This window comes from Variovorax durovernensis (assembly GCF_977011995.1).
The window spans coordinates 3,157,170-3,173,673 of the sequence record NZ_CDRNCW010000001.1; the positions used below are offsets into that span (position 1 = coordinate 3,157,170).

The window sequence follows — 16,504 nt, forward strand, 5'->3', positions numbered from 1 at the left end:
CATGCCTGTTTCATTCCAACGCGTGTATCTCGAGAGCGCCGGCTACTTCATGCCGGGCGAACCCATTCCCAATGACCGCATGGACGCGTACATCGCGCCGCTCAACCGCATGTCGGAGCGCATCAAGCGGCGCATCCTGGCGGAGAACGGCATCCTCACGCGGCACTACGCGATCGACGCGGAAGGCGTGACCCGGCACACCAACGCGCAACTGGCGGCCGGCGCCATCCGCGACTGCCTGCGGCGCGGCGGGGCCGAGCTGTCGCGGGTGTCGATGCTGGCCAGCGGCTCGTCGGGCGGCGACACGCTGATGCCGGGCTTCGCCAACATGATCCAGGGCGAACTGGCGGCGCAGCCGATGGAAACGCATTCGGTGCACGGCATCTGCGCGGCGGGCGTGTCGGCAATCCAGGCGGCGGCGCAGGGCATCGAACTGGGCGCGCACCGTTCGGCGATGGCGGTGGCGAGCGAGATGCCGTCGCGCCTGTTCAAGCGCTCGCGCTTCGCCGCGCGCGGCTACGAGACCGACTTCGACTCGCACTTCCTGCGCTGGATGCTGTCCGACGGCGCGGGCGCGCTGCTGCTGTCCGACGGCTCGCCCGCGCTGGCGGGTTCGCCGGGGCTCAGGCTGCGGCTGAAGTGGGTGCACCAGCGCGCCTTCTCGGGCGACTACCCGGTCTGCATGCAGCTGGGCCTGACCGAAAACCGCGATGAGCACGGACGAGGCCACCTCGACTTCGGCTCATGGGCCGAGGCGGAGGCTGCAGGCGCGCTGTCGCTGCGGCAGGACATCCGCCTGCTGCCGCACCTGTTCGACATCGGTATCCACGAATACGCGGGGCTGGTGCGCGACGGCTGGGTCGATCCGAAGCGGGTCGATTACTTCCTGTGCCACTACTCGTCGGAAAAATTCATCCCGGTGGTGGAAGACCTGATGGCCAAGGCCGACCTGTCGATTCCGCGCGAGCGCTGGTGGAGCAACCTCGCCTGGCGCGGCAACACCGGGGCGGCGTCGATCCTCGTGATGCTGGCCGAGTTTTTGCACACCGAGGCGCTGAAGCCCGGCGAGCAGATCTTCTGCTACGTGCCCGAGTCGGGGCGCTTCATGGCGGCGTACATGCTGCTCGAAGTGGAAGCGGCCGATGCCGCGCCCGTGGCGGTCGCGCCACGCGTGGCCGTGGTGCCAGACGACGACCTCGTCATCGCCCCGCCGCACGACCCGGCCGCCGCCCCTGAAGGCCTCGGTGCGCTGCTGACCGAACTGGCCGCCATCTGGCACGACTACCGCTCGCGCGTCTGGCGCACGCCGCTGGTGCGCCAGATCCGCGAGCGACGCTTTGCCGTGCCCGACTACCTGAACTGGATGGAGCAGTGGGTGCCGCAGGTGCGCGAAGGCAGCCTGTGGATGCGCGAAGGCGCGGCCTCGCTCAGCGAGCCCTACCAGGTGCTGGCCTCGCTGATCGGCGTGCACGCGGGCGAGGAGCAGAACGACTTCAACATCCTGTTCAGCGACTATCGCAAGGCCGGCGGCACGGTCGAATCGATCGACGAGTTGCGCCGCAACCCCGGCGGCGAGGCGCTCAATGCCTACCTGCACGGCCTGGCCGCCACGCGCGACCCGATCGGCCTGCTGGGGGCGATCTACATCATCGAGGGCACGGGCCAGCGCATCGTGCCGGCGCTGCTGCCGCTCCTCAAGGCCTGCCTGAAGCTGCCGCCCGATGCCTTCCGCTTCCTCGAATACCACGGCCACAACGACGAGCACCACCTGAGCCGCTGGCTCACCGCCGTCGAGATGGTCATGGCCGTCGAAGGGCAGGCCCGCGCCGCCCGCCAGATCACCGACACCGCGCGCCACACGGCCGCGCTGTACCTGATGCAGTTCCAGCACATCACGGAGCGAATGACAGATGCCCAGCAGAACGCCTGATTTCCTGACCCAGGCGCACGACGAGCGCGACCCCAGCCCCTGGCTGGCGCTCTATCTCGACCAGAGCACGCCGCTGCCCGACAACGTGAAGGAGGCGTGGCTGGCCGATTCGAGCTCCGGCTCGCGGCAATACCTGCTGCCGTTCCTGCGGCCGATTGCGCGGCTGACGATCATCCTGATCCAGATCGTGAAGGTGTTCGTGCCGCGCAACTGGTCGCACTCGATGCTGCTGCACCGCTTCCTGGCCTGGGGGCTGAAGCGCTTTGTCTCGCCCGAGGCCAACTGGCTGATCCTGCGGCACTTCCACCTGGGCTCGCAGGTGCTGGCCTTCATCGGGCGCAATTCGCCGGCGCCCGTGGCCACCAACCCGCTGGAGCCGGCCGACATCGACGCGCTGAAGGACGAGATGTTCCTCAAGCACGACCTGAACCTCTTCAACTTCGTGATCCGGCTGAACACGGCGCTGCGCGACAAGGGGCTGACGCTGTGCAAGGCGGAAAAGGTCGATTTCTCGATGATCAAGGAGCCGCCGCTGCGGCTGGAGGACATGCCGCAGGGCAGGCTCAATTTCCTCGACCTGCAAAGCGCCATCGAGCTGTTCACGCCGCTCTACCAACTGATGCTGACGGACAACGATTTCTGGCGCGCGGCCAATTCCTTGCAACTGGACGAAACCATCGGCATCTACACCGCGACCATCCTCGCCGCTCCCGAGCACCTGATCCTGGTCAACAACAAGCACCCGCTGGTGCCCCTGTCGACCCTGCGGGCGGGGCATCGGCTGGTGATCCACGGGCTTTCGACCGAAATGCTGCACAGCCTGCTGCAGCGCATGCAGGCGGCGCAGCAGGCGGGGGAAGGTGAGACATCCCTGTACGACCAGCCACTTGCATAGGCGTATGCTGCCCCCAGATGCAAACCATGAACACGACCCGAAATCCGTCTCCCAAGACCGATCTGGCAGTGACCCACGTGCTGGCTCAACTGCTGGAAAAGCTCGAGCACAGCCCCGTGCCCGTCGGCGCCGAGCAATACCGCTCGGTGGTCGAGCACCTCGTCCACGAGTTCGAGGACGTCGAACAGGGGGCCGAACTGGGCCGCCTGCTCGACGCCTACCCGGCCGCGGCCGAGGTGTACGAAAATCTCAACTATCAGCACGCCGGCCTCTGCCGGTCGGCGCTCGACGCTTCTCTTTCGGCCGAAGTCAGTGCCCGTGAAGCCATTGCCCGCGCCATGCGCGGTGCCCAACCGAACAACAAGGACAAGACGCATGGCGAAGGGTGAAGTGAAGACGGCAGTGGTGGCGGACGGCCTGCGCTACAAATCGAAGACACCGGGTTCGCCGTTTCGCGCCTCGGCATCGTTCAGCGGGGCGACCATGTCCTGCTTCATGTGCGGCAAGCACCGCGTGCGCTCGCAATTGCGCACCCGCCAGGTGCTGGGCAAGTCTCAGACGGTCTGCGCGCCTTCGTGCAAGGCGCTCGACGAAGCCCTGGAATAAACCTGCTCGGTCTTGCCGCTAGCACGGCGGCGAGACGTTTTGGCGACATTTCCTTGCGCCCATGTCACGGATTGGCTTCCCCGGCGACTCGATTTGGATATACAGTTGGAAACAAATAATGCATGTGATTGCATTTATTCAAAAGTTCTAATTTCAGTCGTCTCAATGAATTGCAGCCAAGCCGTTGACGCCCTTCGCAGGGCGTGGATTTCAACGCTCGCAAAGGGGTTCAGCCATGGCTAAGCCGCGTCACGTTGTCATGCAGGTGGTCAGGCGTTCGTCGGGCAGCGCCACACACCACGTCGAATTCCTCATGGACGACAACTTCGCGGAGCGGCTGCGCCAGCTGCGTTCGCTGGTTCCGCCCCTGGGCAGCCTCAACAAGCAGCGCGATCTCGTCATCGACAAGGTGCGCGTGCGCCTGCCGAATGCCATCTGGCGCTCGGGCAACGAGATCGATGCGGACGGGGGTGTGGACGGTTCCTGCATCGTCATCGCGGCCGAAGGCTCGTTCAACTGCGGTGGCAAGGACCGCAAGACGCGCGAGAAGCTCGTGACCTACAACTTCTCGATCGCACGCCTGATCGAGCTGCATGCCGAGCGCTCCGAAGGCGAAACGCTGTACATCCGCGACGGCGTTTTCGCCAACGACGAGCCGGCCGAGTCGCCGGCCGGCCGCTGGGTCGCGTCGATGCACGAGCTCGAAGTGGTAATGCGAGTGCCGGACGCCCCGTCTGACTTCGACACGCTGCACGACCTCGCGCTGCGCCCCGAACACCAGCAGTCCGGCGGCAACACCACGCAGCGCGCCACCTTCTTCTGATCTTCTGACACGTTAGTTTCAGCGCGCGGCGGCCGCTTCCGGCGCCGGGCCGCCCACGGGCGTGTACTGCGCCCGGTTGTTCTCCAGCCAGCGTTCCGACAAGGTGCTGTCCTGCTGCATCGGGTGGAAGTCCGCGCGCAGGTAGCTGCGCCAGCCCGCGAGGTTGCCGCGCAGCAGGCCGTCGCGGCTCAGCAGAATGCGCGCTGCGCTCTTCCAGGTCGACCACTTCCACAGCTGCTTCTCATGGCGCAGGTTGTCGATGGTCTGGCGCATCAGGTCGCCCAGGAACATCATCGTCACGCGGCGGAACCAGCGCTTGCGCCATTCGTCGGAGCCGCCCGCGGCCTTGTAGATGTCGAAGGCGACGCTCTTGTGCTCAAGCTCTTCTGCGCTGTGCCAGAGCCACATGGTGCGAAGCCGGGGCTCGGCGCCGTCGAGTACGCCGGGGTGGGCCAGCAGCCATTCGGCGAACATGGCGGTGAAGTGCTCGGTGGCCGCGGTGACAGCCAGCGCATGCCGCGGATCGGCGTCTTCCATCAGCGTCAGGCGCTTGCTGGCGCGAGCCGTCCAGCCGTCGACCAGGCCCTGGCTCTCGAGATGGCTGTTGAACAGCGAGTGAATGCGCCGGTGCGTCGCTTCCTGGCCGATGAAGCCGCGCACGTCGGCGCGGTACTGCTCCTGCACCTCGGGCGGCAGGGTGGCCACGGCATCGCGCACGGCGTCGATGAAGAATTGTTCTCCGAAGGGGAAACTCATCGACAGGGCGTTGAAGAAAGCGGTCGAGAATGCATCGCCGCCGCACCAGTCGCGGGCGAACGGCGGTTGCAGGTCGATCAGAAGGCGTCGGACAACGAGTTCAGTCATGAAATCAAGCCTCGAAAAAAGCACGGAATGCGTGGCAGGAGGGTTGGTACATCTTCGTACCGCATGCCTCCATGGTGCGGCCGGTTGTTGGTACTGTCAAGTACCAAGGCGTAGGAAAATGTGCCATCCATGAGCGAAACCATTGAAAAGGCCGTGACGCCGAAGTCTCCCGACGGCCCGGCGAGCGAGCATTACAACCGGCTGCTCCAGGGCATGGCGCAGGCGGTGGCGGCCAAAGGCTATGCCGAGACGACCATCGCGGACATCGTGCGCGAGGCGGCAGTGTCTCGCCGCACCTTCTACGAACACTTCAGCACCAAGACCGAATGCCTGATCGCGCTCTATGAAGCCGCGAGCCGGCTCGCCCTGCAGGCGGTGAGCGAGGCCTTCGACCCGGTGCAGCCGTGGCATGCGCAGGTCGAGCAGGCCATGACGGCGTATTTCGATTACCTCGCGCAAGACCCGGTGCTGCTGCGTACGCTCTTCGTGGAGATCCTCGGGCTGGGCATGCCGGGGCTGGTGGTGCGGCGCCGGGTGAACGACGAGATCGCCAACTTCATCCAGGTGGCCATCGACAGTGCCGGCGGCGCTGAAGAGCCCTCGGCGCACCTGACGAGCGAGATGGCGATGACGGTGGTTGGCGGCATCAACGAACTGGTGCTGCAGGCCATCGAGCAGGACCGTGCGGGCGACCTGCGCGAGCTGGTGGCGCCCGCGACGCGGCTGGTGCGGGCCGTGGCGGCCGAGAGCCTGCGCTAGGCGCGCCGGGCTTGCGCGCTGCCGCGCGGGGTGGCCGCCAGCCACAGCGTCAGCAGGCCTGCCAGCGTCAGCGCCAGCATCACGCCCAGATAGGGCAGCACGTCATGCAGCGGCGCCCCCATCTGGTTGAGGCGCAGCGAGCCCTGGATGCCCGCGGTGCTCGGAAACAGCCAGCGCAGCGCCTGCAGCGGTCCCGGCAAGGCCTCCACAGGCCATGAGAAGCCCGAGAGAAACGCCATCGGCAGGGCGGTGAACAACAGCACCTGCAAGGCCCGCTCGCGGTCGCGGAACCAGCAGCCCAGCAGCAGGCCGAGCGTGCAGATGGCAGGCACATAGAACGCGAGCAGCAGCATCGCTCCCAGCGGGTTGCCGCCGCGCGGGTAGTCCTGCAAAAAGAACACCCAGCCGAAATAGAACAGCCCGCTCAGGAAGCCGAAGCCCGAAAGCGCCCCCAGCCGGCCCAGCCACGCACCCATGGAGGCCCGCAGCCGTCCGGCTTCAGCCCAGGTGCCGGCCAGCATCGCCGCGCCCATCAGCAACGTCTGCTGCAGGATCAGCAGGGCCACCGCCGGTACCACGTAGCTGCCGTAGCCTTCGGTCGGGTTGAACAGCGCCACCAACCGCGTGTTGAGCGGGCTGCGGCTGCGCGCGGCCTGCACCGCGCTCTGGCCGCCGGCCTGCAGCTTGCGGATTTCCACGCCCGCCGACACTGTGCCGACCGCCTCCGAAAACCCATACAGCACCGCCTTGTTCAACAGCGCATACGCACCGTTGCCTTCGATGGTGACCACCGCCGAGGTACCGCGCAGCACATTGCGCTTGAGGTCCGCCGGCAGCAGCGCGTAGCCTTCGATCTCGCCGCGCCAGAGCGCCTGCTGCGCCTCGTGCACGTCGGACGTGACCATGCGCACGTCGAGCCGCGGATTGGCCATTGCGAAGCGCGCGATCTGGCGCGACAGCGCGCTGTGGTCCTGGTCGACCACAGCCACCGGCACGCGGGTGACAGCCTGCGAGCCGTAGGGCCACGGATAGAAGAAGCCGTAGATGATGGGCGCGATCAGCATGATCAGCAGCACGCCCTTGTCGCGCAGCACCGCAAGGGTGGTGTCGCGCCATGCGGCGCCGAAGCGGGTGCGGTCGCCCGTTGTCATCAGCGGCCTCCCCAGGTGTCGGGCGCGCAGGCCGCGCGCACCAGCGCGGCGGCCGAGGCGGCCAGCAGCACGGCCGTGCCCAGCACCATCCACAGCGGCGTTGCCACCGAATAGAGCACCGGCGCGCCCATCTGCAGCTGTTCCATCTGCACGCGGATGTAGTGGGTGTAGGGCAGCAGGTTGGCCCACATGCGCGCGAACAGCGGCATCGCGACCAGCGGAAAGCCCACGCCGCCGAAAGCGAACGCGGGCGCGGTGATGAAGCCCGTGGCCGACAGCGCGGTGCGCAGCGAGCGCGTGAGGCTCGATACGAAGGCGCCGAGCGCGACCGACAGCGCCAGGAACACCACCAGCGCGAACAGCGTCCAGCCGATCGAACCGACAGGATGCCAGCCGCGTCCCGCCGTGATCCACAGCATGGCCGCGATCGCCACCGCGGAAAGGCTCAGGAAGGGCAGCGCCAGCTTGCCCGCCAATGCGGCGAGGGCTTCATGCCAGCGCGGCGCGGCGCCGAGCCATTCGCCGATGCTGCGGTCGCGCAGCTCGCGGCCCACGGACCATGCGCCGGCCGTCATCGCGAGGATGTGCAGCAGCGCGGGGATCAGCGCCGCGCCCAGGAACTGTTCGTAGTCTGTCGAGGTGTTGAACAGCGCGACCATGCTCGCCTTGATCGGCTCCATGCTCACGCGCGCGGCCCTCATGGATTCGCCGCGCTTGTTGCGCACGGTGAGCTCCACCCCGGCCGACACCGTGGCCACGGCAGTGCGCACATCGCGCTGGATCAGGCTCGAATGCGTGCCCAGCTGCGCGTTGTGCAGCAGCACGACCTGGCCGACGCGGCCCTGCTTCACGTCGCGGCTCAGGTCCCGTGGCAACTGCACTGCCGCATCGACGGCGCCGCTGGTCAGGGCGCGCGCCATCTCGCCTTCGTCGCTGTACTGCTGCACCACGCGCAGGCCCGGCGTGGCGTCGAGAAAGCGCACCACCTGGCGCGAGAGCGAAGAGTGGTCCTGGTCGAGCACGCCGATGGGCAGGCGCTCTGGCAGGCCGGCGGAAAAAATCCACCAGATCAGGAAGACCGCGAGCAGCGGCACCCAAGAAACCATGGCCAGGTCCCAGGGGCGGGTGCGCAGCAGCGCGAACTCGCGCCGTGCGCTGGCAGCGGAAAAACCGCGCAGGCTCATTGCGAGCTCAGTCGACCAGCACGCTCATGCCGGGACGCGCGCCGTCGATGGGCTTGAGCGGGCGCGCGCGGACCTCGAATGTGCGCACGTCGAAGCCAGCGCCGCCGCGCGTGGCGCGCCATGTCGCGAAGTCGGGCAGCACCGCGCTGTAGTAGACCTTGAAGCGGGCGGTGCGCTTGCCTTCGGGCAGCGCGGGCAGGCGTGCGTCGAATTCGTTGCCGAGCGCGAAACGGGAGAGCCGGTCTTCGCGCACGTTGAGCACCACCCACTGGTCGCTCAGGTCGACCACGGTGACCACCGCCACGCCCTGCGGCGACAACTCGCCCACCTTGGCCAGCACCTTCGCCACCTCGCCGCCGACGGGGCTGCGGAGTTCGGTCTCGGCCTTGGCAGCTTCCGCTTCGGCCACCACGCCGGCCACCTGGCGTGCCTGTGCGCTGGCGGCGGCCTTGTCTTCGGGGCGGGCGCCGGTGCGTGCCATGTCGTACTGCGCCTTGGCCGCGATGGCGGCGTCGCGCGAGGCTTTCCAGTTGGCTTCTGCCTCATCGCGCTTCTGGTCGGCGACCAGGCCTTCGCGCGCCAGCCCGTCGACGCGGCGGAACGAGGTCTGCGCCAGTTGCGCGGCGGTTTCGGCGCGCTGCCATTGCATGCGCGCCATTTCCACTTCCTGCGGGCGGGCGCCGTTCTGCGCCTTGTCGGCCACGGCCTGCGCCGCCTGTTCGGCGGCGGTGGCCTGCGCGAGCTTGGCGCGCACTTCAGGGCTGTCCATGCGCACCAGCACCGCGCCGGCCTGGATGCGGTCGCCTTCCTTCACCGCCACTTCGGCGACGCGTGCCGTCACCTTTCCGGCGACGTCGGTCTCGCGCGCTTCCATCTGGCCCTGGAACACCTCGGGCGCGGGCTGCGACGCGCGCCAGAAGCCCCAGACCAGCAGCGCGAGCACGAGCAGCGCGACCAGGATCGCGATCAGTTTTCGGGTCTTGGCACTCATCATCAATTCACCTTCACGTCTGCACGCGCGATGTAGTCGGAAAACTTCTCGGAAAGGCCCGCGCTTTCGAGCAGTTGCGCGAGCGCCTGCACGTAGTCGTTGGCGGCTTGCGCGCGTTCGGTCAGCACCTTGGCCTGGTTGGTCTCGGCGTCGATCAGGTCGAGCGTGGTGCTCGTGCCCTCGCGCAGCCCGGAGGTGCGCAGCTTGACGACCTCTTGCGCCAGCTCGACCGAAGCCTTCATCTCCAGGTATTGGCGGCGCGCGTTTTCCAGCGCGCGCCAGTTGCGCTCGACCAGCAGCGAGATGTCGCTGCGCGCCTGGGCATCGGTGCGCTCGGCCTGCTCGACCTGCTTGAGTGAGGAGGCGGAGAGCGCGTCGCGGTCGACCGAGTCGTAAAGCGTCCAGCGCACGCCGACGCCGGCCACCCAGTCGGCGTTGCCGCTCTTGATTTCGCGCGTGCCGAAGGCGATGACCTGCGGGCGGCGCAGTGCTTCCTCGCCTTCGTGCAATTGCTCTGCCTGCGACTTCTTGGCCGCGACCTTGCCCAGGCCTGGATGTCGCGTGAGCGCCGAATCGATGAAGTAGCCCAGCGGCTCGATCGGCGTGCTTATGAGGAAGAGCGGCGTTTGCGGCACCACGGTGCCGTCGGCGCGCAGCGTGCGGGCGAGCGCCACGCTGGCCAGTGCGGCGTCGTTTTCCGCCTTGCGGGCGTTGCGCCGAGCCTCTTCATACGCGGCGCTGGCCTGCAGCCGCTCCACGCGCGAGATCACGCCGGCCGAGAGCATCTTCTGCGCCGCCGAATCGTGCTGCGCGATGGTGCGCTCGGCCTGCGCGCGCAGCGTGGCTGCGCGCTGCGCGAGCTGGGCGCCGAAGTAGCGCTGCACCAGCAGCGTGTCGACCTCGTGGCCGGCCTGTTCGGCGTCGGCTTCCGCCTCGCGCGTTTGCGCCGACACGAAGCCGCGCACGGCATCGGTCGCGCCGCCCAGGTAGATGGGCCACACGGCGGAAATCGATGTGTTGGCCCCGGTGTCATGGCGGTTGAGCGTGTAGCTGTTGGGCAACTGCGGAATCGGCACGCGCGAGACAAAGCTCTGGATCGACGACGGCAGCGACGAGCCGATCTGCCCGAGCTTCTGGTTGAGCGGATCGAGGTCGAGGTTCAGGTTGGCGTTGTAGGCATAGGCCAGCCCCGAGACGCTGATCGTCGGTCCGCCCAGCCCCTTGAGGCCCTGGCTCTGCAGTTCCTTGGCGTCGACAGCCGCGCGGGCGGCGGCCAGCTTGTCGGAACGGTCGACCATGCGGGCGCGGGCGGCGTCGAAGCTCAGGGCCAGGGCGCTGTCGCTGCGGGCCTGTGCCTGGGCTTGCGCGAAAGCCGAGCCGCACAGCATGAGCAGCGCCGGCAGCAGCAACAGGGAGGGATGGAGGGAGCGGGAGCTTGTCATCGGTCAGGCGGTCTTGTGCAGCAGGGCGTCGAGTTCCTGCTGCAGGATCACGGGGAACGCGGCTTGCACCGCGCCGGTGGCGAGCGGCCGCGCCTTCTCCAGCAGTTGGGCCGTGCGTTCGGCGTCGATGGCGTCGCCCGTCAGCAGGCTGTCGGCCAGGGTGCGCAGCCAGTGCCGCGCCACGGTGCGCAGGGTGCGCGCCATGGTTTCCTGCATGCCGATCACCTGCTCCAGCGGCAGGCCGAGGGCGGCGAGCTGCTCGGCCACCTGTCCGAGCGCGGGGCTGAGCATTTGCACCTGCCCGTCGGGCAACTCGCGCATCAGGCCGGCCTTGGCGGCGCGGGCGAGCAGGGCGGGCGTCATCTGGCCGTTCCACTTGGAAGCAAGGGCCTTGGCCGACACGACCACGGGCGTTTCCGAAGCGAACAGGCTGCCCGACATCGAGCGCGCGACCGAGACGAGGTCACCCCACACAGAGGCCGGCGCGCGCCCGAAGATGCGGCGGATCGCCTCGATGCCGAAGCCCTGGTCGCGCAGCTCGCGGATCAGCGCAAGGCGCTGTGCATGGTCTTCGCCATAGAGCCCGAGGCGGCCGCGCAGCCGGGGCGGTGGCAGCAGCCCGGCGGTGGTGTAGGCGCGGATGTTGCGCACCGTGACGCCGGTGCGCGTTGCCAATGCCTCGATGGAGAGATCCTCTGCGGCAGGGGTGACATCGGCGGCGGGCACGGCGGGCGTGTTCATCCGACAGATTGTATGTTACATCGAAAGTGTTGTATTCATCAGACTTGAATCGTGGGCTTGTAGTCGGCCAGCAGCACTTCCTTCCACTTGCCGAAGATGGCCATCAGGCCGACCGCCACCGCGCCCGACAGCACCACCACGCCGCAGGCATGCGCCCAGCCGTTGTCGAAGGCCCCGAACATCACCGCCCGGAAGGCCTGCACCACCCAGCTGAACGGCAGCCAGCTGTGCACCGTGCGGAAGAAGCCAGCCGACAGTTCCACCGGCAGCACGCCGCCGCCGGCCGACAGCTGCAGCGTGAGCAGCAGCACGGTCAGGATGCGGCCGAAGTCGCCGAACACATGCAGGATGGCAAACAGCACCACCAGGAACACCAGCGAGGCCAGCGCCATCGTGAGCGCCAGTGCCGCCACGTGCGGCGCCTGCACCTCCAGCACGCCCAGCAGCGTGGCCAGCACCAACGCCACCTGCAACAGCACGATCAGCGCGGGCATGGTGATCTTGCCCAGTGTCTTGGCGAGCTTGGGATAGTGCGTGTGGTCCGACAGCACGATGCGGATGTTGAACAGGTAGCCGGCCATCACCGCGCCGATCCACAACGCCACCGACACCATGTTCGGCACGAAAGCGCTGCCGTTGTTGGCCACCGGCGCCACCACCTCGACCCTGGGCTCGACCGAGTCGGCCAGGCCCGAGGCGCTGCCCTGGATGCGGGTGATCGAAGCGGGCAGGGCGGCCTCGATGGTGCGCACGCCGGTCAGCAGCCTCTGCGCGCCTTGGGCGAGCTGCGTGCCGCCCTGTACGAACTCATCGAGCTTGCGGTCTTCGGGCAGCTTGCCGGCCATGGTGCGGATGCCGGCGGACAGCGCGCCCATGCCGTCGGTAAGCTTGCCGACGCCGCCTTCGAGCGCCGTGGCACCGGCGTCGAGCTTCTGGCTGCCGTCCTGCGCCTTGGTCATGGCCGCCTGGGCTTGCTCGAGCCCGCCGCGCAGCTTGTCCGCGCCGCCCGCAAGCTCGCCGGCGCCCTTGGCGATGCGTTCGCCCACGAAGGGAATGTCGGCCGACTCCCTTTGCAGCCGGCGTGCGCCGTCGCCGAGTTGGCCGGCACCGCCGTGGAGCTGGTCGAGACCCTCGCCGATCTGGACCAGACCGGAGCCGAGTTCGTGCTGGCCCGCCGCGAGCTGTTGCGCGCCACTCTTGAGCGCGCGCAGGTCCGCGTCGGCCGGCAGCTTCGACTGGATGAGACGGATGCCGCCATTGACCTGCTTGAACCCGTTGCCCACTTCGCGCGCGGCGGTGCTGTATTGAGCGGCGCCGGCGGCGAGTGTTTGCGAGCCGTCGCGCAGGGTCAGCAATGCCTGCTTGAGCTGCTCCAGCCGCTGCTGCGAGCCTGCGGCCGCATTGAGCACCAGTGTCCAGCGCTGCTCGTTGAGCATCTCGTTGACCTGGTGCCCCAGTTCGCCCGCGAAACGGCGGGCGAGCCCTGCGGAGCTGTAGTTGTTGCCCTCGGAGGTGTAGACCACCAGCCGCCCCGCGCCGCGCTGCGCGCCGGGCACTGCGTCGGCGCTGAAGTCCGGCGGAATCAGCAGGGCGAAGGCGAGCGTGCCGCGCCGCACTTCGGCGCGCGCCTCTTCTTCGTCGGTCATCACGCGAAAGCCGAAGGCGCGCTTGGCCAGCAGGGTGGCCGTGAGCTGCTCGCCGACGTTGACCGAGTGCGCCATGTAGGTCACGCCACGGTCCTCGTTCACGATGGCGGCGGGCAGGTCGGCCGTGTGGCCGGCCGGGTCCCACACGCTCGTGAGGTAGATCAGCGCGTAGATCGCCGGGACAACGCCGACGGCGACGATGGCCAGCAGGATGCGCGGAAAGCGCCGAACCACCGCAAGCTCCGCGCTTGCAATGGCCAGGGTGCCGGCGATGAGGGCGCGAAGGTATTTCATGGAGCTACGGAGTCTTCAGCGCCATGGACGGGGCGGCGTGGGAGAGGCTTCAGGCCGGCTTCTTCTGTGCCGGGTCGTAGAAGAACTGCTCTTCGGCGATGCGCTCGCCCTCCCAGCGCTGCCAGGCGATTTCTTCCATGCGCATCTTGCCGCCGCCCTTGAAGCTGAACTCGAAGATCCAGTGAATGGCAACGTGGTCGCCATTCACCAGCACCGGCCGCACGCAGGTGGACACCACCGACTCAGTGCGCTCCAGCACGGCGCTTTCCTGCGCCACCAGCGTGCTTCGGCCCCGCCGCGGCTCTGCCTGGTTCTCGCGCATGGTCGCATCTTCGGTGTAGTAGTCCTCGATGGCCTTGGCATGCGCGCCGCCTTCTACAGCGGCGATGAACGATTCGAGTCGGGCGGGTGTGGGCATGTCATGACTTTACTTTGACTTCTACGCGGCGGGCCTCGGAGGGCGGGCCGTCGGCTTGCGATTGCTCGGGCTTGGCCAGCTCGATCTTGTCTTCGGGCGCGCCGGCCGCCTTGAGCGCGTCGCTCACGGCCATGGCACGCTGCTTGGCCAGCTCCGCATTCTTGGCCGGGTCGCCGCTGGCGTCGTGGTAGCCGCTTACGAGCACTGTGCTGCCGCTCTGCACCGCCTTGATGACGTCGGCCAGGGCTTCCTTGGCGTTGGGCGCCACTTCGGCGCTGGCGGTCGCGAAGTAGAACTTGACGACGCCGTTCTCCACTTTCACCGCAGCGGTTTCCACGGCCGACACGGCACCCGCGGCCACCACCGCGCCGGGTGTCGACGGCGCCATGGCTGCCGGGGCCGTCGCGGCGGGCGGCGTCTCGATCTTCGTCGGCACGGCGGCCGCCGCATCGCCGGCGTGGAACTTCACCACCAGCGGCACGATGAGCAGGGCCACGATGTTGATGATCTTGATCAGCGGGTTCACGGCCGGGCCGGCGGTGTCCTTGTAGGGGTCGCCCACGGTGTCGCCGGTGACGGCCGCCTTGTGCGCCTCGGAGCCCTTGCCGCCGTGGTGGCCGTCCTCGATGTATTTCTTGGCGTTGTCCCATGCGCCGCCACCCGTGCACATCGAGATGGCGACGAACAGGCCCGTGACGATGGTGCCCATCAGCAGCCCGCCCAGCGCCTTCGGACCGAGCAGCAGGCCGACCACGATCGGCACCACCACAGGCAGCAGCGACGGGATCATCATTTCCTTGATGGCCGCGCCGGTCAGCATGCCCACCGCCTTGCCGTACTCGGGCTTGCCGGTGCCTTCCATGATCCCGGGGATGTCGCGGAACTGGCGGCGCACTTCCTCGACCACCGCGCCGGCCGCGCGCCCCACGGCTTCCATGGCCATCGCGCCGAACAGGTAGGGGATCAGCCCGCCTATGAACAGCCCGACGATCACCATCGGGTCGCTCAGGTTGAAGCTGATGTTCAGCCCGAAGCTCTCCAGCTTGTGGGTGTAGTCGGCAAACAGCACCAGCGACGCGAGGCCGGCCGAGCCGATGGCGTAGCCCTTGGTCACGGCCTTGGTGGTATTGCCCACGGCATCGAGCGGGTCGGTCACGGCGCGCACGCTGTCGGGCAGTTCGCTCATCTCGGCAATGCCGCCGGCGTTGTCGGTGATGGGGCCGTAGGCGTCGAGCGCGACCACGATGCCGGCCATGCTCAGCATCGACGTGGCGGCCACCGCGATGCCGAACAGGCCCGCCAGCGAGTAGGAGGCCAAGATCGCGATGCAGACGAAGATCACCGGCCAGGCGGTGGAGCGCATCGACACGCCCAGGCCCGCGATGATGTTGGTGCCGTGCCCGGTGGTCGAGGCCTGCGCGATGTGCTGCACGGGCTTGTACTGCGTGCCGGTGTAGTACTCGGTGATCCACACCAGCGCGGCTGTGAGCGCCAGGCCCACGAAGCAGGCGCCGAACAGCTTCAGCTGGCTGCCGCTCGGGGCGATGGCGTTGTCGGGGATCAGCCAGCTCGTGACGAACCAGAACGCGATCAGCGACAGGACGCCCGCCACCGCCAGGCCCTTGTAGAGCGCCGGCATCACGTTGGTCATGCCCGGCGAGGCCTTGACGAAGAAGCAGCCGATGATCGACGCGATGATCGACACGCCGCCCAGCGCCAGCGGATAGAGCACCGCGTTGGTTGGCGCCGCCGTGACCATCAGCGCGCCCAGCACCATGGTGGCGATCAGCGTCACCGCGTAGGTCTCGAACAGGTCGGCCGCCATGCCGGCGCAGTCGCCGACGTTGTCGCCCACGTTGTCGGCAATCACCGCCGGGTTGCGCGGGTCGTCTTCAGGAATGCCGGCCTCGACCTTGCCCACCAGGTCGGCCCCGACGTCGGCGCCCTTGGTGAAGATGCCGCCGCCCAGCCGCGCGAAGATCGAGATCAGCGAGGAGCCGAAGGCAAAGCCGATCAGCGGGTTGAGGATGGCCGAGAGGCTCTGGCCCGCAACCGGGGTGCCGCTGGCCAGGAACCAATAGAAGCCCGATACGCCCAGCAGGCCCAGTCCCACCACCAGCATGCCGGTGATGGCGCCGCCGCGGAATGCCACGTCGAGCGCCGGGCCGATGCCGTGCGTGGCCGCCTGCGCGGTGCGCACGTTGGCGCGCACCGACACGTTCATGCCGATGAAGCCGCAGGCGCCCGAAAGCACCGCGCCCACGATGAAGCCGACCGCTGTGGTCAGGTCGAGGAAGAGGGCGATCAATACGGCGAGCACCACGCCGACCACCGCGATGGTCGTGTACTGCTTGGCGAGGTAGGCGGAGGCGCCGGTCTGGATGGCCGCCGCGATTTCCTGCATGCGTGCGTTGCCGGGGTCCTTCGCGAGAATCCAACTTCGGGCCCAGAAGCCATATCCCACGGCCACGAGGCCGCAGACGACTGCCAGTATCAGGGGGGTGTTGCCGATCATGCCTTGCTTCTCCATTCGTTCGTTGCGACTAGTGGAGACGGGCAGCATGGGCCCCTGCGTGCAACGCGTACGGGGCCATGCTATCCGTCGCGTTGCTTCCTCGAAGCTCGCTGCACCGGGGTGCGGAGCCGATTGGCCAACGGTTGCAATTTACAGGCAAAAACAGATGTGCGTGCGACCGGCCGGTGACACGGAAAGTAAACTCCGGGTTTGTCCCCATCCGTCTCATACTTTTCAACTACTCG

15 protein-coding genes are annotated in these 16,504 nt (G+C 67.8%); 6 read left to right on the plus strand and 9 right to left on the minus strand.

All coding sequences use genetic code 11. The features are described 5' to 3' along the window. Position 1: 1 nt before the first annotated feature. From ACWV14_RS15015 to ACWV14_RS15035, 5 genes are all read left to right on the plus strand, one after another. On the plus strand, positions 2 to 1,930 hold the full coding sequence (locus tag ACWV14_RS15015) for an iron-containing redox enzyme family protein (protein ID WP_454909305.1): 1,929 nt from the start codon (positions 2 to 4) through the stop codon (positions 1,928 to 1,930). Beyond that, positions 1,911 to 2,825, plus strand: a complete 915-nt coding sequence (locus tag ACWV14_RS15020) for a DUF6999 family protein (protein ID WP_454909306.1) — start codon at positions 1,911 to 1,913, stop codon at positions 2,823 to 2,825. Before ACWV14_RS15015 ends, ACWV14_RS15020 begins: the two co-directional genes overlap by 20 nt. Before the next feature lie 17 nt (positions 2,826 to 2,842). Next, positions 2,843 to 3,214, plus strand: coding sequence for a hypothetical protein (locus ACWV14_RS15025; protein ID WP_081266288.1), 372 nt, complete (start codon positions 2,843 to 2,845; stop codon positions 3,212 to 3,214). Beyond that, positions 3,201 to 3,431 (plus strand): hypothetical protein, encoded by a 231-nt coding sequence (locus tag ACWV14_RS15030; protein ID WP_081266289.1) that lies wholly within the window; start codon positions 3,201 to 3,203, stop codon positions 3,429 to 3,431. Before ACWV14_RS15025 ends, ACWV14_RS15030 begins: the two co-directional genes overlap by 14 nt. A gap of 235 nt (positions 3,432 to 3,666) precedes the next feature. Then, entirely contained in the window at positions 3,667 to 4,254 is a 588-nt protein-coding gene (locus ACWV14_RS15035; protein ID WP_422086445.1) for a hypothetical protein, read from the plus strand. Between the two features lie 18 nt (positions 4,255 to 4,272). On the opposite strand, the gene ACWV14_RS15040 is transcribed toward ACWV14_RS15035, so the two are convergent. Then, the gene (locus tag ACWV14_RS15040) at positions 4,273 to 5,118 is read right to left on the minus strand and encodes a metal-dependent hydrolase (protein ID WP_454909307.1); all 846 of its coding nucleotides are present in this window, start codon (positions 5,116 to 5,118) and stop codon (positions 4,273 to 4,275) included. A 129-nt stretch (positions 5,119 to 5,247) separates the two neighbouring features. Between ACWV14_RS15040 and ACWV14_RS15045 the strand changes: the two genes are divergently transcribed. After that, a complete protein-coding gene (locus ACWV14_RS15045; RefSeq protein ID WP_454909308.1) occupies positions 5,248 to 5,877 on the plus strand; it encodes a TetR/AcrR family transcriptional regulator in 630 nt (209 codons plus the stop codon). On the opposite strand, the gene ACWV14_RS15050 is transcribed toward ACWV14_RS15045, so the two are convergent. The 8 genes from ACWV14_RS15050 to ACWV14_RS15085 are packed head-to-tail and all read right to left on the minus strand — an operon-like array spanning position 5,874 to position 16,259. Continuing rightward, positions 5,874 to 7,028 carry an ABC transporter permease gene (locus tag ACWV14_RS15050; protein ID WP_454909309.1) on the minus strand — a complete coding sequence of 385 codons (1,155 nt, stop codon included), beginning with the start codon at positions 7,026 to 7,028 and terminating at the stop codon, positions 5,874 to 5,876. The genes ACWV14_RS15045 and ACWV14_RS15050 overlap by 4 nt on opposite strands. Further along, on the minus strand, positions 7,028 to 8,212 hold the full coding sequence (locus tag ACWV14_RS15055; protein ID WP_454909310.1) for an ABC transporter permease: 1,185 nt from the start codon (positions 8,210 to 8,212) through the stop codon (positions 7,028 to 7,030). Before ACWV14_RS15055 ends, ACWV14_RS15050 begins: the two co-directional genes overlap by 1 nt. Positions 8,213 to 8,219: 7 nt before the next feature. Beyond that, complete coding sequence (locus ACWV14_RS15060; RefSeq protein WP_422086450.1) at positions 8,220 to 9,206, minus strand: HlyD family secretion protein; 987 nt, start codon at positions 9,204 to 9,206, stop codon at positions 8,220 to 8,222. Continuing rightward, positions 9,206 to 10,645, minus strand: a complete 1,440-nt coding sequence (locus tag ACWV14_RS15065; RefSeq protein ID WP_454909311.1) for a TolC family protein — start codon at positions 10,643 to 10,645, stop codon at positions 9,206 to 9,208. The genes ACWV14_RS15060 and ACWV14_RS15065 overlap by 1 nt, the downstream gene beginning before the upstream one ends. A 3-nt stretch (positions 10,646 to 10,648) precedes the next feature. After that, the gene (locus tag ACWV14_RS15070) at positions 10,649 to 11,386 is read right to left on the minus strand and encodes a MerR family transcriptional regulator (RefSeq protein ID WP_454909312.1); all 738 of its coding nucleotides are present in this window, start codon (positions 11,384 to 11,386) and stop codon (positions 10,649 to 10,651) included. A gap of 38 nt (positions 11,387 to 11,424) precedes the next feature. Further along, on the minus strand, positions 11,425 to 13,326 hold the full coding sequence (locus tag ACWV14_RS15075; protein ID WP_454909313.1) for a YhgE/Pip family protein: 1,902 nt from the start codon (positions 13,324 to 13,326) through the stop codon (positions 11,425 to 11,427). 49 nt (positions 13,327 to 13,375) lie between these two features. Further along, a complete protein-coding gene (locus ACWV14_RS15080; protein WP_454909314.1) occupies positions 13,376 to 13,744 on the minus strand; it encodes a nuclear transport factor 2 family protein in 369 nt (122 codons plus the stop codon). A gap of 1 nt (position 13,745) precedes the next feature. Continuing rightward, complete coding sequence (locus ACWV14_RS15085; RefSeq protein WP_454909315.1) at positions 13,746 to 16,259, minus strand: sodium-translocating pyrophosphatase; 2,514 nt, start codon at positions 16,257 to 16,259, stop codon at positions 13,746 to 13,748. Positions 16,260 to 16,504 lie beyond the last annotated feature (245 nt).

Coding starts and splice junctions, on each gene's coding strand:
- ACWV14_RS15050 (WP_454909309.1), bottom strand. CDS start 7,028: ATGACAACGGGCGACCGCACCCGCTTCGGCGCCGCATGGCGCGACACC.
- ACWV14_RS15025 (WP_081266288.1), top strand. CDS start 2,843: ATGCAAACCATGAACACGACCCGAAATCCGTCTCCCAAGACCGATCTG.
- ACWV14_RS15085 (WP_454909315.1), bottom strand. CDS start 16,259: ATGATCGGCAACACCCCCCTGATACTGGCAGTCGTCTGCGGCCTCGTG.
- ACWV14_RS15060 (WP_422086450.1), bottom strand. CDS start 9,206: ATGATGAGTGCCAAGACCCGAAAACTGATCGCGATCCTGGTCGCGCTG.
- ACWV14_RS15040 (WP_454909307.1), bottom strand. CDS start 5,118: ATGACTGAACTCGTTGTCCGACGCCTTCTGATCGACCTGCAACCGCCG.
- ACWV14_RS15015 (WP_454909305.1), top strand. CDS start 2: ATGCCTGTTTCATTCCAACGCGTGTATCTCGAGAGCGCCGGCTACTTC.
- ACWV14_RS15020 (WP_454909306.1), top strand. CDS start 1,911: ATGCCCAGCAGAACGCCTGATTTCCTGACCCAGGCGCACGACGAGCGC.
- ACWV14_RS15030 (WP_081266289.1), top strand. CDS start 3,201: ATGGCGAAGGGTGAAGTGAAGACGGCAGTGGTGGCGGACGGCCTGCGC.
- ACWV14_RS15070 (WP_454909312.1), bottom strand. CDS start 11,386: ATGAACACGCCCGCCGTGCCCGCCGCCGATGTCACCCCTGCCGCAGAG.
- ACWV14_RS15065 (WP_454909311.1), bottom strand. CDS start 10,645: ATGACAAGCTCCCGCTCCCTCCATCCCTCCCTGTTGCTGCTGCCGGCG.
- ACWV14_RS15035 (WP_422086445.1), top strand. CDS start 3,667: ATGGCTAAGCCGCGTCACGTTGTCATGCAGGTGGTCAGGCGTTCGTCG.
- ACWV14_RS15075 (WP_454909313.1), bottom strand. CDS start 13,326: ATGAAATACCTTCGCGCCCTCATCGCCGGCACCCTGGCCATTGCAAGC.
- ACWV14_RS15045 (WP_454909308.1), top strand. CDS start 5,248: ATGAGCGAAACCATTGAAAAGGCCGTGACGCCGAAGTCTCCCGACGGC.
- ACWV14_RS15080 (WP_454909314.1), bottom strand. CDS start 13,744: ATGCCCACACCCGCCCGACTCGAATCGTTCATCGCCGCTGTAGAAGGC.
- ACWV14_RS15055 (WP_454909310.1), bottom strand. CDS start 8,212: ATGAGCCTGCGCGGTTTTTCCGCTGCCAGCGCACGGCGCGAGTTCGCG.